At 62.0% G+C, this 24,471-nt stretch carries 23 protein-coding genes; 5 read left to right on the top strand and 18 right to left on the bottom strand.

The annotated features are described in order from the left end of the window. Positions 1-105 precede the first annotated feature (105 nt). Positions 106-1,323, bottom strand: coding sequence for a PepSY-associated TM helix domain-containing protein (locus tag P3T42_RS00250; protein ID WP_429304836.1), 1,218 nt, complete (start codon positions 1,321-1,323; stop codon positions 106-108). Between the two features lie 89 nt (positions 1,324-1,412). Continuing rightward, positions 1,413-3,590 (bottom strand): TonB-dependent siderophore receptor, encoded by a 2,178-nt coding sequence (locus P3T42_RS00245; protein WP_429304835.1) that lies wholly within the window; start codon positions 3,588-3,590, stop codon positions 1,413-1,415. A gap of 532 nt (positions 3,591-4,122) precedes the next feature. Here P3T42_RS00245 and P3T42_RS00240 point away from each other — a divergent pair. Then, entirely contained in the window at positions 4,123-5,316 is a 1,194-nt protein-coding gene (locus tag P3T42_RS00240; RefSeq protein WP_429304834.1) for a diguanylate cyclase, read from the top strand. A 321-nt stretch (positions 5,317-5,637) separates the two neighbouring features. Here P3T42_RS00240 and P3T42_RS00235 read toward each other — a convergent pair whose 3' ends face one another. Genes P3T42_RS00235 through P3T42_RS00225 form a run of 3 tightly spaced genes read right to left on the bottom strand, consistent with a single transcriptional unit; the run spans position 5,638 to position 7,213 of the window. Then, positions 5,638-6,396 (bottom strand): type II toxin-antitoxin system HipA family toxin, encoded by a 759-nt coding sequence (locus P3T42_RS00235; protein WP_429304833.1) that lies wholly within the window; start codon positions 6,394-6,396, stop codon positions 5,638-5,640. Positions 6,397-6,411: 15 nt separating this feature from the next. Next, on the bottom strand, positions 6,412-6,885 hold the full coding sequence (locus tag P3T42_RS00230) for a HipA N-terminal domain-containing protein (RefSeq protein ID WP_429304832.1): 474 nt from the start codon (positions 6,883-6,885) through the stop codon (positions 6,412-6,414). Then, positions 6,878-7,213 (bottom strand): helix-turn-helix domain-containing protein, encoded by a 336-nt coding sequence (locus tag P3T42_RS00225; protein ID WP_074299554.1) that lies wholly within the window; start codon positions 7,211-7,213, stop codon positions 6,878-6,880. Before P3T42_RS00225 ends, P3T42_RS00230 begins: the two co-directional genes overlap by 8 nt. 446 nt (positions 7,214-7,659) lie before the next feature. Here P3T42_RS00225 and P3T42_RS00220 point away from each other — a divergent pair, with 446 nt between their 5' ends. Continuing rightward, positions 7,660-7,977 carry a hypothetical protein gene (locus tag P3T42_RS00220; protein ID WP_429304831.1) on the top strand — a complete coding sequence of 106 codons (318 nt, stop codon included), beginning with the start codon at positions 7,660-7,662 and terminating at the stop codon, positions 7,975-7,977. Between the two features lie 224 nt (positions 7,978-8,201). On the opposite strand, the gene guaA is transcribed toward P3T42_RS00220, so the two are convergent. From guaA to guaB, 3 genes are all read right to left on the bottom strand, one after another. Next, positions 8,202-9,785, bottom strand: a complete 1,584-nt coding sequence (guaA, locus tag P3T42_RS00215) for a glutamine-hydrolyzing GMP synthase (protein WP_074299583.1) — start codon at positions 9,783-9,785, stop codon at positions 8,202-8,204. A gap of 200 nt (positions 9,786-9,985) precedes the next feature. Continuing rightward, positions 9,986-10,687 (bottom strand): hypothetical protein, encoded by a 702-nt coding sequence (locus tag P3T42_RS00210; protein WP_074299585.1) that lies wholly within the window; start codon positions 10,685-10,687, stop codon positions 9,986-9,988. 6 nt (positions 10,688-10,693) lie between these two features. After that, the gene (guaB, locus tag P3T42_RS00205; protein ID WP_074299587.1) at positions 10,694-12,154 is read right to left on the bottom strand and encodes an IMP dehydrogenase; all 1,461 of its coding nucleotides are present in this window, start codon (positions 12,152-12,154) and stop codon (positions 10,694-10,696) included. Positions 12,155-12,397: 243 nt separating this feature from the next. Here guaB and P3T42_RS00200 point away from each other — a divergent pair, with 243 nt between their 5' ends. Continuing rightward, entirely contained in the window at positions 12,398-13,381 is a 984-nt protein-coding gene (locus tag P3T42_RS00200) for a DMT family transporter (RefSeq protein WP_429304830.1), read from the top strand. A gap of 10 nt (positions 13,382-13,391) precedes the next feature. On the opposite strand, the gene P3T42_RS00195 is transcribed toward P3T42_RS00200, so the two are convergent. Further along, positions 13,392-13,724 carry an RnfH family protein gene (locus P3T42_RS00195; RefSeq protein WP_074299591.1) on the bottom strand — a complete coding sequence of 111 codons (333 nt, stop codon included), beginning with the start codon at positions 13,722-13,724 and terminating at the stop codon, positions 13,392-13,394. Further along, positions 13,721-14,158, bottom strand: a complete 438-nt coding sequence (locus tag P3T42_RS00190) for a type II toxin-antitoxin system RatA family toxin (protein ID WP_074299593.1) — start codon at positions 14,156-14,158, stop codon at positions 13,721-13,723. The genes P3T42_RS00195 and P3T42_RS00190 overlap by 4 nt, the downstream gene beginning before the upstream one ends. Positions 14,159-14,258: 100 nt before the next feature. Between P3T42_RS00190 and smpB the strand changes: the two genes are divergently transcribed. Beyond that, positions 14,259-14,705, top strand: a complete 447-nt coding sequence (gene smpB, locus P3T42_RS00185; protein ID WP_074299595.1) for an SsrA-binding protein SmpB — start codon at positions 14,259-14,261, stop codon at positions 14,703-14,705. Between the two features lie 31 nt (positions 14,706-14,736). On the opposite strand, the gene P3T42_RS00180 is transcribed toward smpB, so the two are convergent. The 3 genes from P3T42_RS00180 to ppsA all read right to left on the bottom strand — a co-directional run bounded on the left by P3T42_RS00180 (position 14,737) and on the right by ppsA (position 18,791). Beyond that, positions 14,737-15,669, bottom strand: a complete 933-nt coding sequence (locus P3T42_RS00180) for an SPFH domain-containing protein (RefSeq protein WP_074299598.1) — start codon at positions 15,667-15,669, stop codon at positions 14,737-14,739. A 64-nt stretch (positions 15,670-15,733) separates the two neighbouring features. Next, on the bottom strand, positions 15,734-16,177 hold the full coding sequence (locus P3T42_RS00175; protein WP_074299600.1) for an NfeD family protein: 444 nt from the start codon (positions 16,175-16,177) through the stop codon (positions 15,734-15,736). A gap of 208 nt (positions 16,178-16,385) precedes the next feature. After that, positions 16,386-18,791 (bottom strand): phosphoenolpyruvate synthase, encoded by a 2,406-nt coding sequence (gene ppsA / locus P3T42_RS00170; RefSeq protein WP_074299602.1) that lies wholly within the window; start codon positions 18,789-18,791, stop codon positions 16,386-16,388. 582 nt (positions 18,792-19,373) lie between these two features. On the opposite strand from ppsA, the gene ppsR reads away from it, so the two are divergent. Further along, positions 19,374-20,189 (top strand): posphoenolpyruvate synthetase regulatory kinase/phosphorylase PpsR, encoded by an 816-nt coding sequence (ppsR, locus tag P3T42_RS00165; protein ID WP_074299603.1) that lies wholly within the window; start codon positions 19,374-19,376, stop codon positions 20,187-20,189. 60 nt (positions 20,190-20,249) lie between these two features. Here ppsR and P3T42_RS00160 read toward each other — a convergent pair whose 3' ends face one another. The 5 genes from P3T42_RS00160 to fabZ all read right to left on the bottom strand — a co-directional run bounded on the left by P3T42_RS00160 (position 20,250) and on the right by fabZ (position 24,414). Continuing rightward, positions 20,250-21,035 carry a TrmH family RNA methyltransferase gene (locus P3T42_RS00160; RefSeq protein ID WP_074299605.1) on the bottom strand — a complete coding sequence of 262 codons (786 nt, stop codon included), beginning with the start codon at positions 21,033-21,035 and terminating at the stop codon, positions 20,250-20,252. 55 nt (positions 21,036-21,090) lie between these two features. Next, positions 21,091-21,846 carry a ribonuclease HII gene (gene rnhB / locus P3T42_RS00155; protein ID WP_074299607.1) on the bottom strand — a complete coding sequence of 252 codons (756 nt, stop codon included), beginning with the start codon at positions 21,844-21,846 and terminating at the stop codon, positions 21,091-21,093. Beyond that, on the bottom strand, positions 21,843-23,012 hold the full coding sequence (gene lpxB, locus P3T42_RS00150; RefSeq protein ID WP_429304829.1) for a lipid-A-disaccharide synthase: 1,170 nt from the start codon (positions 23,010-23,012) through the stop codon (positions 21,843-21,845). Before lpxB ends, rnhB begins: the two co-directional genes overlap by 4 nt. A gap of 3 nt (positions 23,013-23,015) precedes the next feature. Beyond that, positions 23,016-23,804, bottom strand: a complete 789-nt coding sequence (gene lpxA, locus P3T42_RS00145) for an acyl-ACP--UDP-N-acetylglucosamine O-acyltransferase (RefSeq protein ID WP_074299613.1) — start codon at positions 23,802-23,804, stop codon at positions 23,016-23,018. 142 nt (positions 23,805-23,946) lie between these two features. Next, positions 23,947-24,414, bottom strand: coding sequence for a 3-hydroxyacyl-ACP dehydratase FabZ (gene fabZ, locus P3T42_RS00140; RefSeq protein ID WP_074299615.1), 468 nt, complete (start codon positions 24,412-24,414; stop codon positions 23,947-23,949). Positions 24,415-24,471 lie beyond the last annotated feature (57 nt).

Raw genomic sequence — 24,471 nt, 5'->3', positions numbered from 1 at the left:
AACGCGGCGGGTAACTAACCCGATACGTCAGGTGAGTCAGGCCACTCAGGCAAGCGAGGTTCACCAGACAAAACGAACACGCCACGCACACCGGCAAACAAAGGACTACTGAAGCAATGCCGATTTGCCGGTCTTCTGCCGTCGCGCAGCACTGCGCCGCGCCTTTAGCTTCTTGAACCAGATGACAAGACCGGTTGCGCTCAACAGCGCCACCATCACGCCCATGAAGCTGACGAGGATGCGGCCCGGCAGTCCAAAAAGACGTCCCGAATGCAACGGGAATTGCGCCTGCAGGAAAATATCGCCCGCGGTGCCCTGGCCGGGTACCGTGCCGCCGACCTCGCGCCCGGTCCGTTCGTCCCAGTAAGTCCATGCATTGCCAAGACGGCCGTCGGCGTAAAGGCCGCCCGGTTCGAAATAGCCCACCCCATAAAGATGGAGCGAGGCGATTTCGAACGTCGCGCCGGGCTCGGCATTCAGCTTCATCTGGTGTCCCGCAGCGGTTGCCAACTCGACGATACGCTCGCGGCTCAACGTGGCAGTGCCGGCCGGCACAGGCGTCTGCAACTCGGAATTGCTCTCGGGGCCGGGCGTCAGGCGCGAAAACAGCGATACGATGGGACGCACCACGGGGCGCTCCAGGTTCATTGAAATCGACGTCAGCGCAATCACGCACAGCAGGCCCCACACCCACACGCCGCCGGAGCGATGCAGGTCGAACACAACCGTGTAGCCGCCGCGGCGCACGCGAAACGCGAACGACTTGCGCCACGTTTTGAAGCTCGGAAACGCCAGAATCAACGCGATAACGCTATCGAACAACCAGACGATGGCGACGATACCCAGCAGCCACACACCGGTCGCGATACCGCTACCGGTCGCGGGCAAATAAAGCGTGTAGTGGAATTGATAAAGGAACGGCATCAGGTTGAGCCGCCTGAGCGACAACGCGCCCCAGTCGCGGCGCCCCTGAACGACCCCGGTGCCGGGATCGACTGCGATCTGATTGAAGTCCAGTGCGTAAGGCTTGCCGGTGGCCGGATTGGTTCGGCCCTGCACACGCATTTGCAAGGTTCGGCCCGGCACGACGCCCAGCGGCAGAAAGGTCACCCGCACGCGTGGGTCTGCCGCTTCGATCCGGTTGGCGAGTTCGAGCGGCGAAAGTGCGGGTTCTTTTGAATTCGCGTAGTAGAACTCAGGATTCAACAGCGCGTCCAGTTCCTGATTCCACGCGATGATCGCACCCGTGAGACCGGAGACGAACAGAAAGAGCGCCGTGCCGATACCGAACCAGCGATGCAGGCGGACAAGGATCGATCTCATAGGCGTCGCGTCGAATGCATGCGGGCCCCTCGCAGCGGCTGCGATGGGGCCCTCGGGCCCGCGCGTTGCAAAACGCTGGCGGCCCGCATTCAGAACTGCATCGTCGCGCTCGCCACGGCGGTGCGCGTCGGTGAAGGCGAGACGTAATAGCCCCACGCGGTGGTCCAGTAGCGGCGGTTGAACAGATTGTTGATCCCCGCGCGCAGCGTCACGTCCTTGCCGGCGATGCGCGTTTCGTACCTGCCGCTCAGGTCATAGGTCACGTACGACGGCACGAACTGGGTATTGGCCGCGTCCACCGCTTCGTTACCGACATACTTGCCGCCGAAGGCCAGTGTGAGCGGACGCAGATACGACGGGTTGTACTCGACACGGCCCGTCACTGTGAAGCGCGGCGCGCCGTAGATGCGCTTGCCTTCGATGCTCGGGTCGTCGATATCCACCGCCTTCGTATCGAGCCACATCACGCCGCCCAGCACGCGCCACTCGTTGGTGAGCGCGAGCCAGCCGCTCGCATCGACGCCGGTGTAGCGCCTGGTGCCGTCCTGCACGAACACGTTTTCGGTGTTGGTGTAGTTGTAACCTTGGTCGACTCGGAACAGCGCCAGATTGGCGCCCCACTTCCGGTGATCCGTCTTGAAGCCGACTTCGTACTGCTTGCTGCGCAGCGGCCCGAAGGTGGCGGGGTAATTCAGGTTGGTGTTCGATGCCGAACCGCCCTGCTCCAGCGACTCGACATAGCTCGCATATACCGTGGAGTACGGATCGGTTTTGTACATCAGCGCCACGGTCGGCGTAACCGGACTCGCGCTGTATTGCGAGGACACGGCGCTGCTCGGATCGTAGACGTCCTGGCGGAACTGCGTGTAGCGCAGGCCGAGCAACGCCGAGAAGCGCGAGGTGAACTGCACCGTATCGCTCGCGTACAAAGCCGCCTGGGTGGTGCGCGACTGCCGGTACAGATTCTCGCCAATGCCCACGTCGGCATTCGTGAGCAGGCTGCTGCCATACAGGTTGCCGGTGCCGAGGCTGTAGCCCTCGTTCCAGCCTTCGCTGTTGTCGTACTCGCTGGTCTGCGACTGGAAACCCGCCCCGATCACCACGTCGTGCCTGATGCTGCCGGTATTGAACTGGCCCTGCACCATTGCATCGACGTTCTGATAGAAGTAGCGCGTCAACGCGGCGTACAGCGTGTTCGAATAGTCGCCGGCACTGTCGTTCACGAAGATGAGGCTATCCGAGTTGGTGCGATTTTCCTTGGCGAAGCGGTACTTCAGGCTCGCGTGCCAGTTCTCGGAGAGACGATAGTCGAGGCCCGTGCCGAACGATGCCATCTCCGTCTCGTAGTAATTCTGCGGCTGCGTGAGGTCGCGGTTGATCGAGTTCGCGTCGGGGATGCCCAGCCCCGAACCGAACATCAGGCCGAACAACGTGCCGTTGGTTTTGCGCTTCTGATAGAACGCGTCGGCGCTCCAGGTCAGATCCGGTGTGATGCGGAAGTCGAATGCCAGCGACGCCACCTGGCGGCGCACATGACCGTTGGGCTCCGCGGTATTGCCGTCTTCGTTCACCAGGTTCAGGCGGTATCCGAAGCGCTCGTCGTTGCCGAAGCGGCCACCCAGATCGATCTTCTCGCTGAACACGCCAGCCGACTCGTAGCCGACCGAAATGCTCCGGTACGGATCGTCGGTGGGCCGCTTCAGGACGTAGTTGACGATGCCGCCCGGCGAGCCGAAGCCATACATGAAGCCCGACAGCCCTTTGAGCAATTGCACCTGCTCGAACGGCTCGAGCGGAAGATCCGTGTCCCACGAGGGAAAGCTCTGGCCGTCGACCTTGATGCCGTTCAGCGTGTCGACCGGCATGCCGCGCACGGTGAACATCGAGTTTTCGCTGACCCGGTTGCTGCTGCTGACGGAGGCCGCCGGATCGTACTTGAACAGATCGTTGGCCGTCGACGCCATCAGATCTTCCGCTTCTTCGCTCGACACCACGTGGGTCGAAAAAGGCGTGTCGACCTGCTTGCGCGAGCCGAGCGCGCCGGCGCTGACCTTATCGGTTTGCGTGGCCGCGTCGGAGGCCGAGGCGGTTACGCTCACGGCGGGCAACGTGAGCGCATCCGACGCGACGGCTTGCGCCCAGACGGGTGTCGACAACGTGGAGAGCGAGAGACCAGCGCTCGTCAGAAGCGTCGCACTGAGAAGCGAGGGGGCACGGTTCGCGCCGCGGACAAACGCCAATCGGCGCACGGTAGACGGGTTCTGCATGTAGTTCTGGTTGAGCGCAGGCGCAAGCAAACGCCCGTGCAGCAAGGTCTGCGCGGGACATGAGCGCTCGTGGCGGGCGGCTGTTAAGTGATAAGGTCAGTACAGAACGCGAATGATAATGCGAGTAATTCGCATCTGCAACATAATTCTTGCGAAAAGCTTTCTGGGATGGTGATGGACGTCACGCCCTCGCGCGCAAACGCGATGGCCAGATCACGCTAACTGCCGGTGCGCTGAACCGGCTGTGTGTTGAAAGCATTCCTCATTTGCGTGCAAGCTTTACCAGATTTAATCACTCCGCCTCACGAAATAGAGACGCAAAGTGTTGTCGAGTTACAATGCGCTACTATTTTGCGGACGGCCGGACGCGCTCCAGTGGGTCCACCCAAGGGGATGGCGAAGTCTCTCCACTGCTTTCAAAGCACGGCCTGCACCGCCTTGAACGCCGGGCATCCACCAGATCAGACGCGAGTCTGGCACGCGAACCGTCGGTGCGCTCAATTCGCTGATCGCTTGCCGGAATCGAAAGGAAATGGAAATCCCGCTGACACCCAATCAGATTTTCCAGCTGATTGTGCCTGGTGTTTCTGTCGTCTTCGCGTTCAGCTTCCTTAGCGTCTGGATATACGATAAGACACGGCAGTATCTCGTCCTGCTGTTTGCCTCTTTTATCGCTTACGCGGTCGGTTCGACAATGGAGATTTTTCATTGGCCAGCCGACTGGAAGCTGGGCGCTGTGACAACGGCGTTGCTCTTTGTACTGAGTGCCCTTTCCCTGAACGAGGGCGTCTTACGGCGGCGGGGTCTTCGTTTCCGATGGACGACGCACCTGCTCGTCCTCGCGACCGTCACCGCTGCGATGTATTTCTTCTCCTACGTCAAGCGGGATCTTCTGGTTCGCGTGTACATCCTGAATTTCTGTATTGGTTTTGTCGTGCTGGCTACGGCATTCCGTATCCGCTCGTCGCTCAAGCGTCGGGCGGTTGATCAGGCGCTGTTCTGGGTTCTTCTCGTTTTCGGTCTTAGCTTCTTTGTCAGGACGGTATTGACGGTCGGGCAATCACTGCCCCACAGCCCCACGCAGTTCGGACAGACCGCGTTCTGGGTTGCACTGCAAATGTCGCTTACCCTCTTTGGCGTCGTACTCGCACTGGTATTGCTGGCCGCAACGGTGTCGGACGTCATTGAACATGTTGTCGCCGAACGGGATCTTGATGCGCTCACCCAAATCCTGAACCGCCGGGCTTTTGAGCTACGGGCGACCCGCCTCGCCGCCGACCGCAAGCACCGCCCACTTTCGATGGTGATATGCGATATAGACCATTTCAAGTCGGTCAACGACCGCTTCGGGCACGCCGCGGGCGATGAGGTCCTGCGCGAATTTAGCCGGATTTTGCGTGCGGTGGTTCGGGCCGACGACATCGTTGGCCGTATTGGTGGCGAGGAATTCGTGATCCTCCTTCCCGGCGCGGACCGCACATTGGCAAAGGGCATTGCCGAACGCTTACGTACCGTTTTGATGTCCACGCGTTTTGCGCAGATATCCTCCACGCTTCACGTCACAGTTAGCGCGGGCGTCGCTCAATATCAGGACGACGAAACAGTGACCACGTTATTGGCCCGAGCGGATCGACTGCTGTACGCCGCGAAACGCACGGGAAGAAATTGTACGGTGGCCGACGAGGCCGCCATAGCGCCCGAAGCGTCGACCAGATACCTTGCGTGAGCGCCATAGCCCGGGTCGAACGGGCCATGGCGCGCCATTTCTACCGTCGCCAATACCGTCGAGTGCTCTCACTCCCACTCGATTGTCAACCAACCGTTGGAGCCTTGGCTGGACAGCTTTTCCGCTCGATCAAAGGTCGTGAATACCGTTAGCAATACCGAAAAACCTGTCCGGCACTTAACGGCTTTCGCCGGGCCGCATCGGAGAATCCAAGCCCGCTTTGCTTGAAAATTGCGAACACGGAGCGCCGTGGGGCAACTTGTAAACGCGACACCGTCACTGATACCGTCAGGCTCTTTCGAACGCGGTTCTCGATATCGGTCACAACCGCAATGCAGCGGAAAGATCGTCGTGCTCGAAGGCGCTTGCCATGCGTCCGATCTCCGCTCGCCGGCAACCGACTTCCTGAGCAACTGCCTGCCATGTCCGGGTCACATCGGCCACCTCCCGAATCGTGGCCCGAGCCTGTTTCACCGACAAGCCGAAAAATCCCGCCGCATTTTCAAGGAGGCCGACCGAGCACGTTCCCTCGTCGAGATCAATGTTAGTCGTCAGGATACGTGCCTTGATGTCGGTTGGCGTGGGATTGAGGTCATAGGCCGGTGACAATATCCAGCCATCGCGCCCCGTCCACAGAAAACCGTGGTTGCGCAGATGGTCATCCACATTGGAGACCAGGACATTGAAGACCACGCGGCGATACAACTGCGCGGCATCGGCCCGCGCCTTCGCACCGTGCTGTGTCAGCGCGTCAACCAGTTCGGGATAGCTGCCACGTTGGCCGTCTCGCGATCCTGTCATCGACATTGCCGAGAGAAAGGGAATGCGAATGATCCCCGCGCGATCGAAGCGACGCGACAGCAGTACAGCCTTGCCCGCTACCTCGAGCAGTTCGTGATACGGGGTGGGGATACCGGCGCGTTCAGCCAATCGCAGGGCGATTTCCTCCCAGGTCTCGATGCTGTATTCGTCGGTCTCCTCCGGAAATTTCGCAATCGACAAATGGCCGTATTGGTCGATGACCGAGGCCTTGGGACGTGCGCCACCGAGTGACGACCCAGGCGCGAAGATCAGTTGCAAATCCTCATCGGTTTCCTAGTCCCGCAGGATGCGCTCGGTGATTTGAAGCAACCGCCCCAATTCGATCAGTGCGGGCACACCAGTAGGCACAGATGCCCGGAATTCGTCTTCTCCGCTCCAGCGGAATCGCAGCGCGCCCAGGCGCGTTTCATCAGCTACGCCCAGCAGATAATCCAGTTCACCGAGCGTGCGAACGCGCCGTCCTTCCCGTTCGGCTTGTCGACGCTCCGCACGCTGCATGAGGCGGCGCCCCCAGGTATCCGGCGCCGAATCGCCAATCGAACCAAAGATGGGTTGATCAGGCGGTGGCGGGAAGACGCCGCGCGTCAACGCCAGCGCCGGTTCAATCGAAAAGCGCTCGTCGTCGGCCAGCCAGGTCTCGTCATATTCGAACGTAACCGTTTCTTCCCGGCGCGATGCATGGCGTCTGAGCAACCCCACTGGTCGCGGCGTGCCGTCGAGATCGATATACACCTCGACATCAGCCATGATCACTCTTCCCCCTGATACGGGGCAGCCGGACGCGCTGAGGCAACGCCGCGGTTGCCAGCGACTGCCCCACTGTATCCCGAGCGGGGTCAGCAACCTCCAGTAGGCCATCCAGAAGCCCAAGCGCCTGCAGAACTGCCGCATAGATGCCCATGCTCACGCTGGGATCGCCCGCCTCGACGCGCTGCAAGGTCGCTCTCGACGTGAAGGCCCGCTCGGCAATCACAGCCATGGTCAACCGGCGGCGACGACGCGCGTCGTGAATATCGACGCCCAATTTGCGCAGCGCCCGCCGGACGCCGGCAGAAGGAGCGTGAGGGGTTGGCATGTTGCAACCTTCCTGAGTCTCTAATTCCTTTAATGTATCACGAAGATTACATATCGATCAACGATCTTATCTGACTTGATCGAACGACTCGACGCCGTGCGGGTATGGATCGCAGACCACTCCGCTGGTAAATTTCTTTATGACGATGAGCCTCGTACAGTCAACCGGCAGCCTCCCCCCACTGCGATGACGCAGCTACCATAGAAAATCACCATGCCCTCACGCGACCCAATACGGCACAGCATCAACCAACGCCTGAAAGACAGTTCATGGCGCAAATATGCGTTCAACGCATTAGAAATTCTGGACAGCGAGCCTAAACTTTTCATCAACCTTGAGAACGGCAAAAAATTCTGAATGGCAAAACCATATACCGGTTCATCGAGGTGCGAGAGCCGCCTCATAGCGACAAAGACATATCATCCAATCAAGCCGTTCTCGCAGATATGATTAAACACTATGGCGACCGCGGTCTCTACAACATCAAGAACGCCGATTTCTGGGGAGGAAATCAGGGCGCTGACGGTTTCATTGAATTTTTTGAGCCATTTATTGGAAACTTTTCCGGTTGCGCAACTGACTCGACCGAGGAGGTGAAGCAATTCGCTATGGCAAACCCCATTCACGGGCGATGCGTGCACTTCCCGTTAGAAATTGGCTATTGCATGCCCGATCAGATCGAGACGCATTTGTCTACCGCCCACTGCATTGCACGCTTTCCATATGGCTCGCGTTTTATAATATTTATGGAGAATGTGAGTTAACACAGCACATCCTGACCGCATGACGCTCCCGACGCACCGATCGACACTCCTTTATCCGAAACAGATACGACTTCGGTCACTGTTGACGTATAGCCAGTTTGCGACGCCCCTAAGACCGGAGCGAGACCTCGCCCCCCCCCTGGATTAATAACGACCCTCGCCAGTTTTGAATGGCGCGAGTCGTTTGTCACTTACGAAAACTTTTTATTTAAAAGGGAGAATCCCTATTCCCACTCAATCGTCGCCGGCGGCTTCCCCGAGATGTCGTAAACCACCCGGTTAATCCCCCGCACTTCATTGATGATCCGGTTCGACACATGGCCGAGTAGCTCATGCGGCAGATGCGCCCAATGCGCGGTCATGAAATCCTGCGTCTGCACGGCGCGCAATGCCACGACATACTCATACGTGCGCCCATCACCCATCACGCCCACGCTCTTCACCGGCAGAAACACCGCGAACGCCTGGCTCGTCAGGTCGTACCAGGACTTGCCGGTTTCCTTATCGATAGTCGTACGCAGCGTCTCAATGAAGATGGCATCCGCGCGGCGCAGCAGATCCGCAAAGTCGCGCTTCACTTCGCCGAGAATCCGCACGCCCAAACCCGGGCCCGGGAACGGATGGCGATACACCATTGCCGGCGGCAAGCCGAGCTTCACGCCCAGTTCGCGCACTTCGTCCTTGAACAGCTCGCGCAGCGGCTCGAGCAGTTTCAGATTCAGCGTCTCCGGCAGGCCGCCCACGTTGTGGTGGCTCTTGATGGTCTGCGTGGCCTTCTTGCCCTTGCCCGCCGATTCGATCACGTCCGGATAAATCGTGCCCTGCGCGAGCCACTTCGCATCCGTCAGCTTGCCGGCTTCGGTCTGGAACACTTCGACGAATTCCGCGCCGATGATCTTGCGCTTCGCTTCCGGATCGGTCACGCCAGCGAGCTTCGAGAGAAACACCTCGCTTGCGTCGACATGGATCACCTTCACGCCGAGGTGGTCCGCAAATGTCGCCATCACCTGCTCGGCTTCGTTCAGACGCAGCAGGCCATGGTCGACGAACACGCAGGTCAGTTGATCGCCAATCGCGCGATGCAGCAGCGCCGCCGCCACCGACGAATCCACGCCGCCCGACAGACCCAGGATGACATGCTCCTTGCCCACCTGCTCGCGAATCTTCGCAACCGCTTCGTCGACGTAGTGGCCCATTTCCCAATCAGGCTGCGCGCCGCAAATCTTCAGCACGAAGCGCTCGAGCATCGCGCGCCCCTTCACCGTGTGCGTCACTTCCGGGTGCCATTGCAGACCGTAGAAATGGCGTGCCTCGTCGGCCATCGCCGCGACCGGGCACGATTCGGTGGAAGCCATCAACTGGAAGCCCGCCGGCATTTCCAGCACCTTGTCGCCGTGGCTCATCCACACCTTCAGCATGCCGTGACCTTCCGGCGTGGTGAAGTCGCTGATGCCGTCGAGCAGGCTCGTATGATTGCGCGCACGCACCTCCGCGTAACCGAACTCGCGCACATGGCCGTTTTCGACCTTGCCGCCGAGCTGCTCGGCCATTGCCTGCATGCCGTAGCAGATGCCCAGCACCGGCACGCCAAGCTCGAACACCACTTGCGGCACGCGCGGCGTATCGGTCTCCGTGACCGAGCTCGGGCCGCCCGACAGGATCACGCCCTTCGGCGCGAAGTCGCGAATGAACGACGCATCGACGTCGTACGGATGGATTTCCGAGTACACGTTCGCCTCGCGGACGCGACGTGCAATCAGTTGAGTGACTTGCGAACCGAAGTCGAGAATCAGGATCTTGTCATGCATGGCAGCGGACGGAATCTAAAGTGAACGGATAAGGAAAGCCGCGCACGAGGCGCGGCGTTGAATTCAAAACGGCCCTGGCCACGGCGAGCCATGTTGGGCAACGCGGTATCTGACATCGCGCAGACGCACCGTGCAGCACGCGTGCAGACGGAATCCGGAAGCTTCGGCAGATGGCGTGGCGGGACGCCCGCGTCAGCCGTTCAGCCATGGAACGGCGGCCTTGGCGCGCCCGGCGCATCCGCTGCAGAGCTACGCGCTTCGACGTCACTCGCCGAAAGCGTTCCCGGCCGGTTGGCAGCAGCAAAGTCCGGCTCGACCGGATGGCCGGTTGCAGGGCTGATCGGATTGGCTGGACGCGTGGCCGGCGGCACCACGGGCTCCACGACAACGGGCTGCACCACCGGTTCAGCCCGATAGCCCACCGCGTCGCGCCCTCGCGCAGCGTCTTTCGCGGCCTGCTTTTCGGCCCGCTCCGCAGCGGCCGCCTCGGCCACACGCAAGCGTTCGCGGCGGCGGACCGCACCCGAAAGCCGCACACCGCCGAGACCGATCACGACCAGCACCACACCCGCCAGCACCGCGACCAACTGACCGAAGCCGGTCAACTCAGGCCGATGCATGCCGATCAGCCAGACCAGCATCAGCAGACCGGTCAGCCAGTTCACATGCCCGACGACCTTGGCGACCGTCGAGGTCAGCGCACCGTCGATCGACGCATGAAAAGCCAGCCACGCGAGTCCGATCAGCGTGATGCCCAGCCCCTGTCCAACCAGCGTGGGTTGCGTCTGCACCAGTTGCAGCGCGTTGTACAGCGAGGTCCAGGGCGTCAGCAGGAACAGCAGGCCGAACGCCAGCAACAGCAAGGCATCGATGATCAGTACCGCGCGCAGCAAGGGCTTCATGGGCGATTAGTCCACGTGGTAGTTAGGCGCTTCCTTGGTGATCTGCACGTCGTGGACGTGCGACTCGCGCAAGCCCGCGCCGGTGATCTGCACGAACTCCGCCTTGTCGTTCATCTCGGCGATGGTGCGGCAGCCGCAGTAGCCCATGCTGGCGCGCACGCCGCCGATCAGCTGGAACAGGATCGCCGTGACCGAGCCCTTGTAGGCGACGCGGCCCTCGATGCCTTCCGGCACCAGCTTGTCGATGTTCGCGGAGTTGTCCTGGAAGTAACGGTCTGCTGCGCCGTCCTTCATTGCGCCGACCGAACCCATGCCACGGTATGACTTGTACTGGCGGCCTTGATACAGGAACACGTCGCCCGGCGCTTCTTCGGTGCCGGCGAACATGCTGCCCATCATCACGGCGCTCGCGCCGGCTGCCAGCGCCTTGCTGACGTCGCCCGAGAAACGCACGCCGCCGTCGCCGATGACCGGCACGCCCGTGCCCTTCAGCGCTTCCGAGACGTTCGAGATCGCCGTGACTTGCGGTACGCCGACACCGGCCACGATACGCGTGGTGCAGATCGAGCCCGGGCCGATACCGACCTTGACGCCGTCTGCACCGTATTCGACCAGCGCCTTGGCGGCGGCTGCGGTTGCGATATTGCCGCCGATCACTTCCACGTGCGGGAAGTTCTTCTTGACCCAGCGCACGCGCTCGAGCACGCCCTTGCTGTGACCGTGCGCGGTATCGACGACGATCACGTCGACGCCCGCCTGCACCAGCAGTTCCACGCGCTCTTCGTTGTCTTCGCCTACGCCGACCGCCGCGCCCGCGCGCAGCTTGCCGTGTTCGTCTTTACAGGCGTCCGGGTGTTCGGTCTGCTTGGTGATGTCTTTCACCGTCATCAGGCCGCGCAGTTCGAACGCGTCGTTGATGACCAGCACGCGTTCGAGGCGGTGGCTGTGCATCAGCGCCTTGGCTTCCGCGAGCGGTGTGCCTTCCTTGACCGTGACGAGACGCTCGCGCGGCGTCATGATGTTGCGCACCGGTTCGTCCAGGCGCTCTTCGAAACGCAGGTCGCGGTTGGTGACGATGCCGATCAGTTGCGCACCTTCCACCACCGGGAAACCCGAAATGCCATGCTGCTGCGACAGCGCAATGACGTCGCGCACCTTCATTTGCGGCGGCACGGTGATCGGATCGCGCACCACACCCGATTCAAAACGCTTCACCTTGGCCACTTCACGCGCCTGCTCAGCCGGCGTGAGATTCTTGTGGATGATGCCGACGCCACCCATTTGCGCCATGGCAATGGCGAGGCGAGCTTCGGTGACCGTATCCATGGCGGCGGACACGAGCGGCATGTTCAGGGAAATGTTGCGGGTCAGCCTGGTCTTGAGGCTGGTGTCGCGCGGCAGAACATCGGAAAAGGCCGGGACGAGGAGCACGTCATCGAACGTGAGTGCTGTTTGGATCAGACGCATGGCAAATCCTATAGGCGCAAAAGCGAATTATACGCGATACCTTCCTCTTTTTCACTGCACGAACAGCAGGTTAGCGAATTTCCGGTGATTTTCCAGGGTCTTTCGGCAGGGGAATTTCGCTTCGCCGTTCGGGTCGGGTTCGAACCGGTTTCGTTTCGAGAGAGGTGTGCAGGATCGAACAAGACAGCGCCCGGGCGACCGGGTAACCTGCGCACCTGTTCAGGTTTTATGTCGGAGTAGTCGATGCAGCGTGGTGTAGCGTACGGCGTCATGGCCGGGGCCTTGTGGGGCATGGTGTTTCTGGTGCCGCGGATGTTGCCCGATTTTTCCCCGCTGCTTCTGAGCGCCGGCCGCTACACGATGTACGGCGCCGTCTCGCTCGCCGCCGCCCTGCCCATGGCGCGCTCGCTCGTCACGAGACTGACCCGCGACGACCTGAACGCGCTCGTCAAGCTGGCGCTGGCCGGCAACCTGCTCTACTACATTCTTCTGACCAGCGCCGTCCACCTGATCGGGATTGCGCCGTCGTCGCTGATCGTCGGCGTGCTGCCGGTCACCGTCACGCTGCTGGGACGGCGCGACCGCGGCGCCGTACCGCTCGCCCGCCTCGCCTGGCCGCTGGCCATGGTGGTGGCCGGGATCGCCTGCATCAACGTCGATGTGTTCACCGCGGCCGACGCGGCGTCGGGCACGTCTACCAGCCTCCTCACCAAGCTCGCCGGGCTCGCCTGTGCGGTGGGCGCGCTGGTCTGCTGGACGTGGTTTGCGGTCGAAAACACCCGCTACCTGCAGCGCCAGACCCATTTCAGCGGCAACGAATGGTCGGTATTGTGGGGTGTCGTGACCGGCGCGCTCGGCGCGGCCTTGTGGCTTGTGATCGCCGTGCTGCCTTCCGGCAGCCTGCAGACGACGCTCGGCAGCGAGCGCTGGCATACCTTCTGGATGCTCAATCTGGGGCTGGCAATCGGCGCATCGTGGCTCGGCAATGGTTTGTGGAACGCCGCCTCCAAGCGCCTGCCCCTGACGCTCTCAGGTCAGATGATCGTGTTCGAAACGCTGTTCGCGCTGCTCTATGCGTTCATCTACGATCACCGGCTGCCGCGCCCGCTCGAAATGGCGGCCATCGCGCTGCTGGTGGCGGGCGTGAGCTGGTCGGTGCGGCAACACGGGGATGACGGCGCGCAGACGTTGTCGATCGAGGAGAAGGCACAGGCGTCGGCGCATTGACTGACCCGCTCTAGCGCGAATCCCGATTGGTCCACTTGCGCCCTTCGATCGAGCCTTCCTTGCGGGTCTTTTCGACGCGCCGCTGGCGCGCCGCCTTCGGGTCGACGATCAGCGGCCGGTAGATTTCCACGCGGTCGTGGTCGGCAAGCGGCGTATCGAGCGGCTTGAGCTTGCCGAACACGCCCACCTTCTGCCTCTCCAGATCGATCTGCGGATAGCGCTTCAGGATGCCGCTGGCGTCGAGCGCCTGCTGCAGGGTAGCCCCTTGCGGCAGCTCAACAGGGATCAGCGCCTGCTCATCGGGCAGCGCATAGCAGACTTCGATCGACAGCATCGCGCTCATGCCTTACCGTAGCGCTGGTCGGCGCGCTTCACGAACGATTCGACGAAGGTGTTGGCGATATGGCTGAACACCGGGCCAATGATCTTCTCGAGGATGATGTTGGTGAATTCGTAGTGCAGCGCGAATTCGATCTTGCAGGCGTCCTCGCGCAGCGGCGTGAAGCGCCAGTAGCCGGTGAACTTGCGAAACGGACCGTCCGCGAACTCCATGTCGATGCGCGTAGGCCGCTGCATGCTGTTGCGGGTGGCGAAGTGCTGCTTGATGCCCTTGAAGTTGATGTCGATCCGCGCCTCCATGCCGCTTTCGTCCTGGCGACGAATCTCGACCCCGCCGCACCAGGGAAGGAAATTCGGGTAATCGGCGACGTCGGTAACGAGGTCGAACATCTGTTCCGCCGAATGGCGTATCAACACGGTTTTCTGGACATCTGCCATAAATTGGACAGCACGTGGCAAGGGTGGACAAGCGCCGCGGGCTTTCCTTGCCCCGCTTTGCTAAAATCGTGATTTTAAACGAGTTGGGCACTTTCCATTCATGAGCATCATAGACAACAGAAAAGCCTTCTACGACTACTCGGTCGAAGAACGCTACGAAGCAGGGCTCGTGCTCGAAGGATGGGAGGTCAAGGCGTTGCGGGCCGGCCGCGGGCAGATCAAGGAAGGCTACGTGGTCATCAAGAACAACGAGCTGTTTTTGATCGGCACGCACATCAGCCCCTTGCCCGAGGCCTCAACCCATATCACGCCGGACCCTGTACGCACCCGCAAGCTGCTCCTGCATAGCGAGGAAATCAGCAAGCTGATCGGCAAGGTCGAGCAGCGTGGTTATACGCTCGTGCCGCTAAACTTTCATTACAAGGGCGGTCGCGTCAAATGCGAGATCGGCCTCGCGAAGGGCAAGAAGCAGCACGACAAGCGCGAAACCGAGAAGAAACGGGACTGGGAACGGGAGAAAGCCCGCTTGATGCGCAATCCGGCCTGAACGCCGTGCGGCCGCGCGGCGGTGCGGCCCTTTACCGCACCTCGGTTGCGCCCTTCCCCTTGTTCACGATGGTCAGCGCCGAGGCGATCATCGCGCTCATATTCGACAGATCGCCGGGCACGATCAGCGTGGTGCCCTGCTTCGCCAGGTTGGCGAACGCGGTCACATACTGCTCGGCTACCTTCAGGTTCACCGCTTCCATGCCGCCGGCAGACTGGATCGCCGCCGCGATCTTCTGAATCGCCTGCGAGTTCGCTTCGGCCACCGCCAGGATCGCCGCAGCCTGACCCTGCGCCTGATTGATCGCCGCCTGGCGCTCGCCTTCGGACTTCTGGATCGACGCCTCGCGCCCGCCCGAGGCAATGTTGATCTGCTCCTGCTTGCGCCCTTCGGACGCGGCGATCAGCGCGCGTTTTTCGCGCTCGGCGGTGATCTGCGCCTGCATGGCGTGGAGAATTTCCTTCGGCGGCGTCAGATCCTTGATCTCGTAGCGCAGCACCTTCACGCCCCAGTTCGAAGCGGCTTCATCGAGCGACGACACAATGCTGTGATTGATGAAATCGCGCTCTTCGAAAGTCTTGTCGAGTTCGAGCTTGCCGATCACCGAACGCAGCGTGGTCTGCGACAACTGCGTAATCGCGAACACGAAGTTGCTCGAACCGTACGACGCCTTCATCGGGTCGGTGACCTGAAAGTACAGCACGCCGTCCACCTGCAACTGGGTGTTGTCGCGCGTGATACAGACCTGGCTCGGCACCTCCAGCGGAATTTCCTTGAGGACGTGCTTATACGCAATCCGGTCGATGAACGGCACCACGAAGGTCAAACCCGGCGTGAGCGTGGCGTGATAACGGCCGAGCCGCTCCATCACCCACGCATGCTGCTGCGGCACGATCTTGATGGTCTTCGCCGCGATCACGAACACGATGATGAGAAGGACTGCCCCGACGATAGTCGAATCCATGGTTGCTCCAATTTCCGGTCTGCGTTGTTATGTTGTGCGCGGGTAGCCGCCTCAGATGGCCGCCTCAGGCGTCTGCCGCCCGTTTGCTGGCCACGACGATCAGACGGCTGCCGTCCAGCGCGCTGATCTCATAGACTCCTGCATCCTCAGGCTCACCCGGCGCGAGTTCGACATCCCATGCCGCCCCGCGATAGTTGGCGCGTGCGCGCCGGTCACGCCAGCCCGTCACGGCGAGCGTCTGGCCGATATCCAGATTGACGTCGGGATTGCGCGCCGCCGCCTTGCGCGGCCGGCGGCCAAAGCGCGAGCGCCGCAGCAGGAGTACTGCGGCCAGCGCTACCAGCGCCGCCAACCCGAACTGCACGTCGGCGTTGGCGCCCGAGATGCGCGCCACGGCCGCCGCCATGAATCCCAACGCGATCATCAACAGATAGAAGGTGCCGCTCATCAACTCCAGCACGATAAGCACGCCCGCCCCGATCCACCAGAACAGTCCACCTGGCGCCACGTCGACCTCCACTGCGCTACATGGGACCGGAGTAAGTGCTAAAGCGCCCACTCCGGCCGACAAAGCAAAACACCCCGGATCTACCGGGGTGTTTATAGCACGAAGCGGGTGCCAATTACCGTGCGCTACGGTCCACTTTGGTGAACCGCACCGGCGCCGCGGCCCGCAACGATGCGCATTGATTATTTGCGTTGCTTGTTTGCGTTGCTTACTTCTTCGACGATTTAGCCAGCGCCTGCCACGTCTCGATGATCGTGTCCGGGTTCAGCGAGATCGACGCAATGCCTTCGTCCGTCAGCCACTGCGCGAAATCCGGATGATCCGACGGGCCCTGGCCGCAAATCCCGACGTACTTGTTCAGCCGCAGACACGTTTCAATCGCGCGCTTCAACATGAACTTGACCGCCGGATCGCGTTCGTCGAAATCCACCGCCAGCAATTCCATGCCGGAGTCGCGATCGAGACCGAGCGTCAACTGCGTCAGGTCGTTCGAGCCGATCGAGAAGCCGTCGAAGAACTGCAGGAATTCTTCGGCGAGGATCGCGTTGGACGGCACTTCGCACATCATGATCAGGCGCAGACCCTTCTCGCCGCGCTTCAGGCCGAACTTGCCAAGCAGGCCAACCACCTTTTCAGCCTGCTTGAGCGTGCGCACGAACGGCACCATGATCTCGACGTTGTCGAGACCCATCTCCTCGCGCACCTTCTTCAACGCGATACATTCCATCTGGAACGCTTCGGCGAAGTCTTCCGCGATGTAACGCGAGGCGCCGCGGAAACCCAGCATCGGGTTTTCTTCGTCCGGCTCGTAGCGCGAACCGCCGATCAGCTTCTTGTACTCGTTCGACTTGAAGTCCGACAGACGCACGATGACGGGCTTCGGATAGAACGCCGCGGCGATCGTCGCGATGCCTTCGGTCAGCTTGTCGACATAGAACGCGCGCGGCGATGCATGACCGCGAGCGACACTTTCGACCGCTTTCTTCAGGTCCTGATCGACATTCGGGTACTCGAGAATCGCCTTCGGGTGCACGCCGATGTTGTTGTTGATGATGAACTCGAGCCGCGCCAGACCCACGCCTGCGTTCGGCAGTTGCGAGAAGTCGAAGGCGAGTTGCGGGTTGCCGACGTTCATCATGATCTTCACCGGAATCGGCGGCAGTTCGCCGCGCTGGACTTCGGTGATTTCGGTTTCGAGCAGGCCGTCGTAGATCTTGCCTTCGTCGCCTTCCGCGCACGACACGGTCACAAGCGCGCCTTCCTTCAGCAGGTCGGTTGCGTCGCCGCAGCCCACCACCGCCGGCACGCCCAACTCACGCGCGATGATAGCCGCGTGGCAGGTCCGGCCGCCGCGGTTCGTCACGATGGCAGACGCGCGCTTCATCACCGGCTCCCAGTTCGGGTCGGTCATGTCGGCGACCAGCACGTCGCCCGGCTGCACACGGTCCATTTCCGACGGGTCGTGAATCACCCGCACCGGACCCGCGCCGATCTTCTGACCGATTGCGCGGCCCGTGACGATGACCTGCGACTGGCCCTTCAGCTTGAAGCGCTGCTCGGCCTTGCCGGACGCCTGGCTCTTCACCGTTTCCGGACGCGCCTGGAGGATGAAGATCTTGCCGTCGCGGCCGTCTTTGCCCCACTCGATGTCCATCGGACGCTCGTAGTGCTTCTCGATGATCACGGCGTACTTCGCCAGTTCGATCACGTCTTCGTCGGTGATCGAGAAACGGTTGCGCTGCTCGTGCGGCACGTCGACGGTCTTCACGCGGCCAGGCTCGCCCGGCTTGGTGAATTCCATCTTGATCAGCTTGGAGCCGATGGAACGGCGGATGATCGGGTACTTGCCCTGGGCGAGCGTGGTCTTGAAGACGTAGAACTCGTCCGGATTCACGGCGCCCTGCACGACGGTTTCGCCCAGACCGTAGCTCGAGGTGATGAACACCGCGTCCTTGAAGCCGGACTCGGTGTCGAGTGTGAACATCACGCCGGCGGCGCCGACGTCCGAGCGCACCATGCGCTGCACGCCCGCCGACAGCGCGACTTCAGCGTGAGTGAAGCCCTTGTGGACACGGTAGGAGATCGCGCGGTCGTTATACAGCGACGCGAACACGTGCTTCATGCGATCGAGCACGTCCTCGACGCCGACCACGTTCAGGTAGCTTTCCTGCTGACCCGCGAACGACGCATCCGGCAGATCTTCTGCGGTGGCCGACGAGCGGACCGCGAACGACAGCTCTTCAGGCGAGCTGTTCTGGAGCGTGTCGAAGCCCGCGCGGATGTCGGCCTCGAGCTTCGGCTGCAGCGGTGCGTCGACGATCCATTGACGGATTTCCTTGCCCGCTTCGGCGAGCGCCTTCACGTCGTCGACGTCGAGCGTTTCGAGACGTTTGGCAATGCGTTCGGTGAGGGAGTTGTGATGGAGGAAGTCACGGAATGCCAGCGCCGTCGTAGCGAAGCCGGTCGGCACCCGAACGCCTGCCTGAGCGAGTTGACTGATCATCTCGCCCAGGGACGCGTTCTTGCCGCCCACAATCTCCACATCGGTCATCCGCAACTGCTCGAACGGAACTACATACGCCTGATCCTTTGCGACGTTAACTGCGTTAGTCATACAAGCCCCTAAGTGTGGAAGAAATACACGACTGTGCAAGTGGGCTTGGACGCGAGCGGTCATAGGAACCGTGTACAAAAGAGGCTCTCGCGTCTTGCACAACCTGTTAGATAAACAATCGCTCGGCCGATGACCGGGCTGCGTCATCAGCAAGCGCTTAATCCAATAACCGCCGTTGAGGCACCGCTTTGCCGCGAAGCGCGCAAAAAGCGCGACGAAGCTCACGGTTGGACGAAATTATTCAAATTCGCCACAAGTTACCGGTAAAAAGCAGGGCGTTGACCGGGCGATAAATGCGAGTTAAGCGCGGTTCGCCTGCAATTGCTTATCCAACAGGTTGCCGCTATTCTACCGTGCCGACTCTCAAAATGTGACTGTCGGACGAGAATTGCGCCTCGAACCGCGCCCCGGACCTGCCGTCGGGCTCATTACGAGGCCACGGCTGTCAGGAGCGCGCGAGCGGCGCCCACGGCGCGCCGCGCCGACGCCTCTGTAGTCTCCGGTTAGCCACCGTACAGAGGGCATCGGCGCGACGATGTTAGATTCGAGCGTAATTTCCCGCTCACGTTCCCTGCCCCACTGATGCCGCCCACCGTATTCATCGTCTCCGACGGTACCGGGATCACTGCCGAGACCTTCGCGCATTCGATCCTCTCCCAGTTCGACCAGAAATTCCGCCTGGTTCGGGTTCCCTTCGTGGACTCAACCGAGAAGGCCTACGCGACGCTCGAAAAGATCAACGAAGCGGTCAGGCAGGATGGCCGCCGCCCGATCGTCTTCACGACGCTCGTCGACAGTGCGTCGAACAAGATCGTCAAGGGCTCGAATGCGCTGGTGCTGGACATGTTCCAGACCTTCGTCGAGCCGCTCGAACAGGAACTGGAGCTGAAGTCGAGCCACGCGATGGGCCGTGGGCACCAGAACGCGGACACCGAGGAGTACAAGAACCGCATCGAGGCGATCAACTTCTCGCTCGCCCATGACGACGGTCAATCGAACCGCAATCTGGCCGATGCCGACGTGATCCTGGTGGGCGTATCGCGCAGCGGCAAGACGCCGACCAGCCTCTATCTGGCGATGCAGTACGGCGTGAAGGCGGCCAACTATCCGCTGATTCCGGAAGACTTCGAACGCGGCAAGCTGCCCACGCCGCTGCTTGAGCACCGCACAAAGATGTTCGGGCTGTCGATCGATCCGCAGCGGCTCTCGGAGATCCGCAACGAGCGCCGTCCGGGCAGCAAGTACGCGGCACCGGAGAATTGCCGTTACGAGATCAACGAAGCGGAAGCGATGATGCGGCGCGAGGGGATCAAGTGGCTGTCGTCGACGCACAAGTCGATCGAAGAGATCGCGACGACCATCCTGCAGGAAATCAAGCTGGACCGGCCGGCGTATTGAGGAAGGCGAAGCGGCTGCTGGCTTCAGGTCTGCGGCGGCTATGCCCGGTTGTGGCGAAGATTACCGCGTGCCGCGCTGCTGGCGGCACTGTTCGAACAGGCATACGGCGGCAGCCGCCGCCACATTCAACGACTCCATCCCGCCCGGTTGCGGGATCGTCACACGCAGCGTGACCGCATCGCGCCACGTCTGCGAGACGCCCGCGCCTTCGTTACCCATCACCCAGGCGAGCGGCCCCGACAGATCGCAGTCGTAGATCGCCTCGGCGCCGTGCGAGTCCGTAATCACCACCGGCACGGCAAGGCGCTCGATCAAGGTCTGCGGCTCGACGTCTTCGTGAATCTCCAGCAAAAAATGCGCGCCCATACCCGAGCGCAGCACTTTCGAAGACCACGCGTAAGCCGTACCCGGCGCACAAAACACCTGCTGGATACCCGCAGCGGCCGCGCTGCGCAGAATCGAGCCCACATTGCCCGCATCCTGCACGCCATCGAGCACCACACAGGTTTGCGCGACCCGCTCCGGCAGCGCCGGCGCGAGTTTATCGACCACCAGCAGAATGCCCACGCCGTTGACCACATTCGACAACTGGCCGAACAGCGCATCCGGCAACGTCACGATACGGTGCTCGTCGATCCGCGAGACGATGGTCTGCGCCTCGTCGTGACGCAGCGCGCCCTCGGTGACGAGACAGGTTTCGGGTTGCCCGGCGACATCCAGATACGCGCTCGCAAGGTGAAACCCTTCGAGCAGCGCGTGACCGCTGCGACGCTGTTGATGCGTCGAGCCGGCCAATGCCTTGAGGCGTTTGTAGAGCGGATTGTCCCGCGAGGTGATGGCTTTCACAGGCAGCGAAGACAGTGAGAATGTGAGAAAGGCGCAGGATACCCGCGCGGGTGTGTCAGGAACGCGCGGCGTTGCCGAACGGCTCGTCCCACGCCGCGTCCACGACCTCGGCCGCGATCAGCGTGCCGGCGCCCGACGTGCCCGGCACGCTCACGTTCAGCCCGGCGATACGCAGATGCGCCTCGCGCACCGGCGCAAACGAGCGCCGATGATGCTCGCACGGCCCGTGTTCGCGCAACGCCGCCAGATGCTGTGGCGTGCCGTAGCCCGAGTGCGCATCGAAGCCGTACACCGGAAAGGTCTGATGCAATTGCAGCAGCATGCGGTCGCGCGTGACCTTGGCGAGAATCGACGCAGCGGAAATGGACTTGACCAGCGCATCGCCGCCGACAATTGCCTCGCTGCGGATAGCCAGCACCGGACAGCGATTACCGTCGATCTTCACCAGCGTCGGCACAACCGCGAGGCCTTCGACGGCGCGCTTCATCGCCAGCATCGTGGCATGCAGGATATTGAGCGTATCGATCTCTTCGACCGACGCCGAGGCAACGCAATACGCCAACGCCCGCTCGACGATCTTGTCGTACAGTTCGTCGCGCTTTTTGGCGGTGAGCGCCTTCGAATCGTCGAGGCCGCGGATCATCGGCTTCGACGGATCGAAAATCACCGCCGCCGCCACGACCGGCCCGGCCAGCGGCCCGCGCCCGGCTTCGTCGACGCCGCAGACAATCTCGTCCGGGGCGTTGAAGTTGAAGCCGGGTTGCTCCGCCGCCGCAGCGGACTTGCGCCGGGGCACGCGTGCACCCGTCATCTGCGCCCCTTGCGCGTTTCGACCACGTTCGCCACGACTTCCGCGGCGCGCTGGGCCGTGTTCTGCTTCAGCACGTGATGCATCTCCGTGAAAATTTCCGTCAGCGTGCGCCGGTTGGCTTCGTCGCGCAACTGTTTCAAGGTGGCATCGGCGAGCGCCTCGGGCGTCGCGAAATGCTGCAGGATCTCCGGCACGACGAAGCGCCCGGCCAGGATGTTCGGCAAGCCCACGTAGGGCAGATAGCCCTGCCGCCGCATGATCTGACCGGTCAGCCAGGGCACCTTGTAGGAGATCACCATGGGCTTCTTCAGCAGCGCGGCTTCCAGCGTCACCGTGCCGCTCTTGACGAGAATCGCGTCGGCGGCGGTCATCGCCACCTGCGACTGCCCTTCTATCAGCGTCAGCGCGAGGCCCGGACTGGCATCCACCAGAGGCTGCAGCAATTCGCGCAGCGCCGGCGTCGCCACCGGCATCACGAAACGCACCCCCGGCTCGCGGTGCTGCATCAACTCCATAGCGGCAAAGAACGTCGGGCCGATCAGATTGATTTCCGAGCGCCGGCTGCCCGGCAGCACGGCGATCACCGGCCCGCTTTCCGGCAGCCCGAGCGTGCGGCGCGCGCCCAGCGTGTCCGGCACGAGCGGAATCTCGTCGGCCAGCGGATGACCCACGTACGACGCCGCCACGCCGGCCTTTTCAAGCAACGCGGTTTCGAACGGAAACACGCACATCATGTGGTCGACCGCCTTGGCGATCTTCTTGATGCGGCCGCCGCGCCATGCCCAGATGGATGGGCAGACGAAGTGGATCGTGGGAATGCCGGCCTCGCGCAGCGCATGTTCGAGGCCGAAGTTGAAATCGGGCGCGTCGACGCCAACGAATGCGGCCGGCGGCTCGGCCAGCAACTGGCGCTTCAGCTCGTTGCGGATACCGAGAATCCCGGGAATGTGCCGCAGCGCTTCGACATAGCCGCGCACCGACAGCTTTTCCATCGGCCAGTGGGCGTCGAAGCCGGTGCCGATCATGCGCGGGCCACCGATGCCGTAGTACTGCGTGCCGGCCGGCAAGCGACTGCCGAGGCCATCGAGCAGGGATGCGGCCAGCAGGTCGCCGGATGGCTCGCCGGCCACCATTGCGAGCCGTAGCGGACTGGGTTGCAAGGTCATCGGTTAGCGGATGATGCCGCGTTGCGAGGCGACCACGAAGTCGACCAGCGCCTTCACCGGCGCATCGCCTTCGCCGCCCGCGGAAGCGAGTTCGGTCAGCTGCACCTTGGCCTCTTCCAGCGACAGACCGTTCTTGTACAGCAAACGGTATGCGGCACGCAGTGCCGAGATGGCATCCGGCGAAAAACCGCGCCGGCGCAGACCCTCGACGTTGATGCCGTGCGGCTCCGCCTTGTTGCCGGCGGCAATCACGAACGGCGGGATGTCCTGCACGAGTGCCGACGCGCCGCCCAGCATCGAATGCGCGCCGATGCGCACGTACTGGTGCACGCCCGACATGCCACCGACAATGGCGTAATCGCCGATCGTCACGTGGCCGGCCATCTGCGCGTTGCTCGACAGGATCACGTTGCTGCCCACATGGCAGTCGTGGCCGATGTGCACGTAGGCCATGATCCAGTTGTCGTCGCCGAGCGTGGTGACGCCCGCGTCCTGAACCGTGCCGGTGTGGATCGTGGTGAACTCACGAACGGTGTTGCGGTTGCCGATAACAAGCCGGGTCGGCTCGTCCCGGTACTTCATGTCCTGCGGCCGGCCACCGACCGATGCATAGTGGCCAATGCGGTTTTCTTCGCCAATGGTCGTGTGACCTTCGATCACGCTGTGCGAACCGACCGTCGTGCCCGCGCCAATGGTGACGTGTGGGCCGACAATGGCATACGGTCCGATTTCAACCGTTTCGTCGAGCTGCGCGCCCGGCTCGACGATTGCAGTGGGATGAATCCTGCTCATGCGCCCTCGCTTCTGATTCCGTTGCGTTATCTGGATGCCGCGCCGGCGTGTGCCGCCTGACCGGCATTCCATTGCTGGCCGCCCCCCAGACGGAGATCCATGACAGGACGTCCGCCGGCGGCCCAGCGTTACCGGCCTACGACTACTGGCCGTCCGTGTCTGTATGGCGGACTGCGCACATCAGGTCGGCTTCCGCCGCAACCGCGCCATCTACCTCAGCGCGTGCCTTGAACTTCCAGATGCCGCGCATATGCCGTTCGAACGTTGCGTTCAGAATGAGCTGATCGCCCGGCTCCACGACGCGCTTGAAGCGCGCATTGTCGATGCCGACGAACAGGTATAGCGTGTTGCCCGGATCATGCGGTTCTTCCGAGAACGTCAGCAGCGCGGCGGTTTGCGCCAGCGCTTCGAGGATCAGCACGCCCGGCATCACCGGACGGCTCGGGAAGTGACCCATGAAGTACGGCTCGTTGATCGACACGTTCTTCAGCGCTTTGATGCTCTTGTGCGGCTCGAGTTCGAGCACCCGGTCAACGAGCAGGATCGGATAGCGATGCGGCAGCAGCTTGAGAATCTTATGAATGTCGAGATTGATTTTTTCGGTGCTCATGGTGTTTCTGCTCACGCATTGACTGCGCGATGATGACTGCGGATACGGGTTCGGTGG

The organism is Paraburkholderia sp. GAS38 (assembly GCF_050434965.1).
GTDB classification, from domain to species: domain Bacteria; phylum Pseudomonadota; class Gammaproteobacteria; order Burkholderiales; family Burkholderiaceae; genus Paraburkholderia; species Paraburkholderia phenazinium_A.
This window is presented reverse-complemented; position numbering and strand designations above follow the sequence as displayed.

Coding starts and splice junctions, on each gene's coding strand:
- ppsA (WP_074299602.1), bottom strand. CDS start 18,791: ATGACTAACGCAGTTAACGTCGCAAAGGATCAGGCGTATGTAGTTCCG.
- P3T42_RS00200 (WP_429304830.1), top strand. CDS start 12,398: ATGCAGCGTGGTGTAGCGTACGGCGTCATGGCCGGGGCCTTGTGGGGC.
- P3T42_RS00230 (WP_429304832.1), bottom strand. CDS start 6,885: ATGGCTGATGTCGAGGTGTATATCGATCTCGACGGCACGCCGCGACCA.
- fabZ (WP_074299615.1), bottom strand. CDS start 24,414: ATGAGCACCGAAAAAATCAATCTCGACATTCATAAGATTCTCAAGCTG.
- ppsR (WP_074299603.1), top strand. CDS start 19,374: ATGCCGCCCACCGTATTCATCGTCTCCGACGGTACCGGGATCACTGCC.
- guaA (WP_074299583.1), bottom strand. CDS start 9,785: ATGCATGACAAGATCCTGATTCTCGACTTCGGTTCGCAAGTCACTCAA.
- smpB (WP_074299595.1), top strand. CDS start 14,259: ATGAGCATCATAGACAACAGAAAAGCCTTCTACGACTACTCGGTCGAA.
- guaB (WP_074299587.1), bottom strand. CDS start 12,154: ATGCGTCTGATCCAAACAGCACTCACGTTCGATGACGTGCTCCTCGTC.
- P3T42_RS00220 (WP_429304831.1), top strand. CDS start 7,660: ATGATTAAACACTATGGCGACCGCGGTCTCTACAACATCAAGAACGCC.
- P3T42_RS00240 (WP_429304834.1), top strand. CDS start 4,123: ATGGAAATCCCGCTGACACCCAATCAGATTTTCCAGCTGATTGTGCCT.
- P3T42_RS00180 (WP_074299598.1), bottom strand. CDS start 15,669: ATGGATTCGACTATCGTCGGGGCAGTCCTTCTCATCATCGTGTTCGTG.
- P3T42_RS00250 (WP_429304836.1), bottom strand. CDS start 1,323: ATGAGATCGATCCTTGTCCGCCTGCATCGCTGGTTCGGTATCGGCACG.
- lpxA (WP_074299613.1), bottom strand. CDS start 23,804: ATGAGCAGGATTCATCCCACTGCAATCGTCGAGCCGGGCGCGCAGCTC.
- P3T42_RS00245 (WP_429304835.1), bottom strand. CDS start 3,590: ATGCAGAACCCGTCTACCGTGCGCCGATTGGCGTTTGTCCGCGGCGCG.
- P3T42_RS00210 (WP_074299585.1), bottom strand. CDS start 10,687: ATGAAGCCCTTGCTGCGCGCGGTACTGATCATCGATGCCTTGCTGTTG.
- P3T42_RS00190 (WP_074299593.1), bottom strand. CDS start 14,158: ATGGCAGATGTCCAGAAAACCGTGTTGATACGCCATTCGGCGGAACAG.
- P3T42_RS00225 (WP_074299554.1), bottom strand. CDS start 7,213: ATGCCAACCCCTCACGCTCCTTCTGCCGGCGTCCGGCGGGCGCTGCGC.
- rnhB (WP_074299607.1), bottom strand. CDS start 21,846: ATGACGGGTGCACGCGTGCCCCGGCGCAAGTCCGCTGCGGCGGCGGAG.
- lpxB (WP_429304829.1), bottom strand. CDS start 23,012: ATGACCTTGCAACCCAGTCCGCTACGGCTCGCAATGGTGGCCGGCGAG.
- P3T42_RS00195 (WP_074299591.1), bottom strand. CDS start 13,724: ATGAGCGCGATGCTGTCGATCGAAGTCTGCTATGCGCTGCCCGATGAG.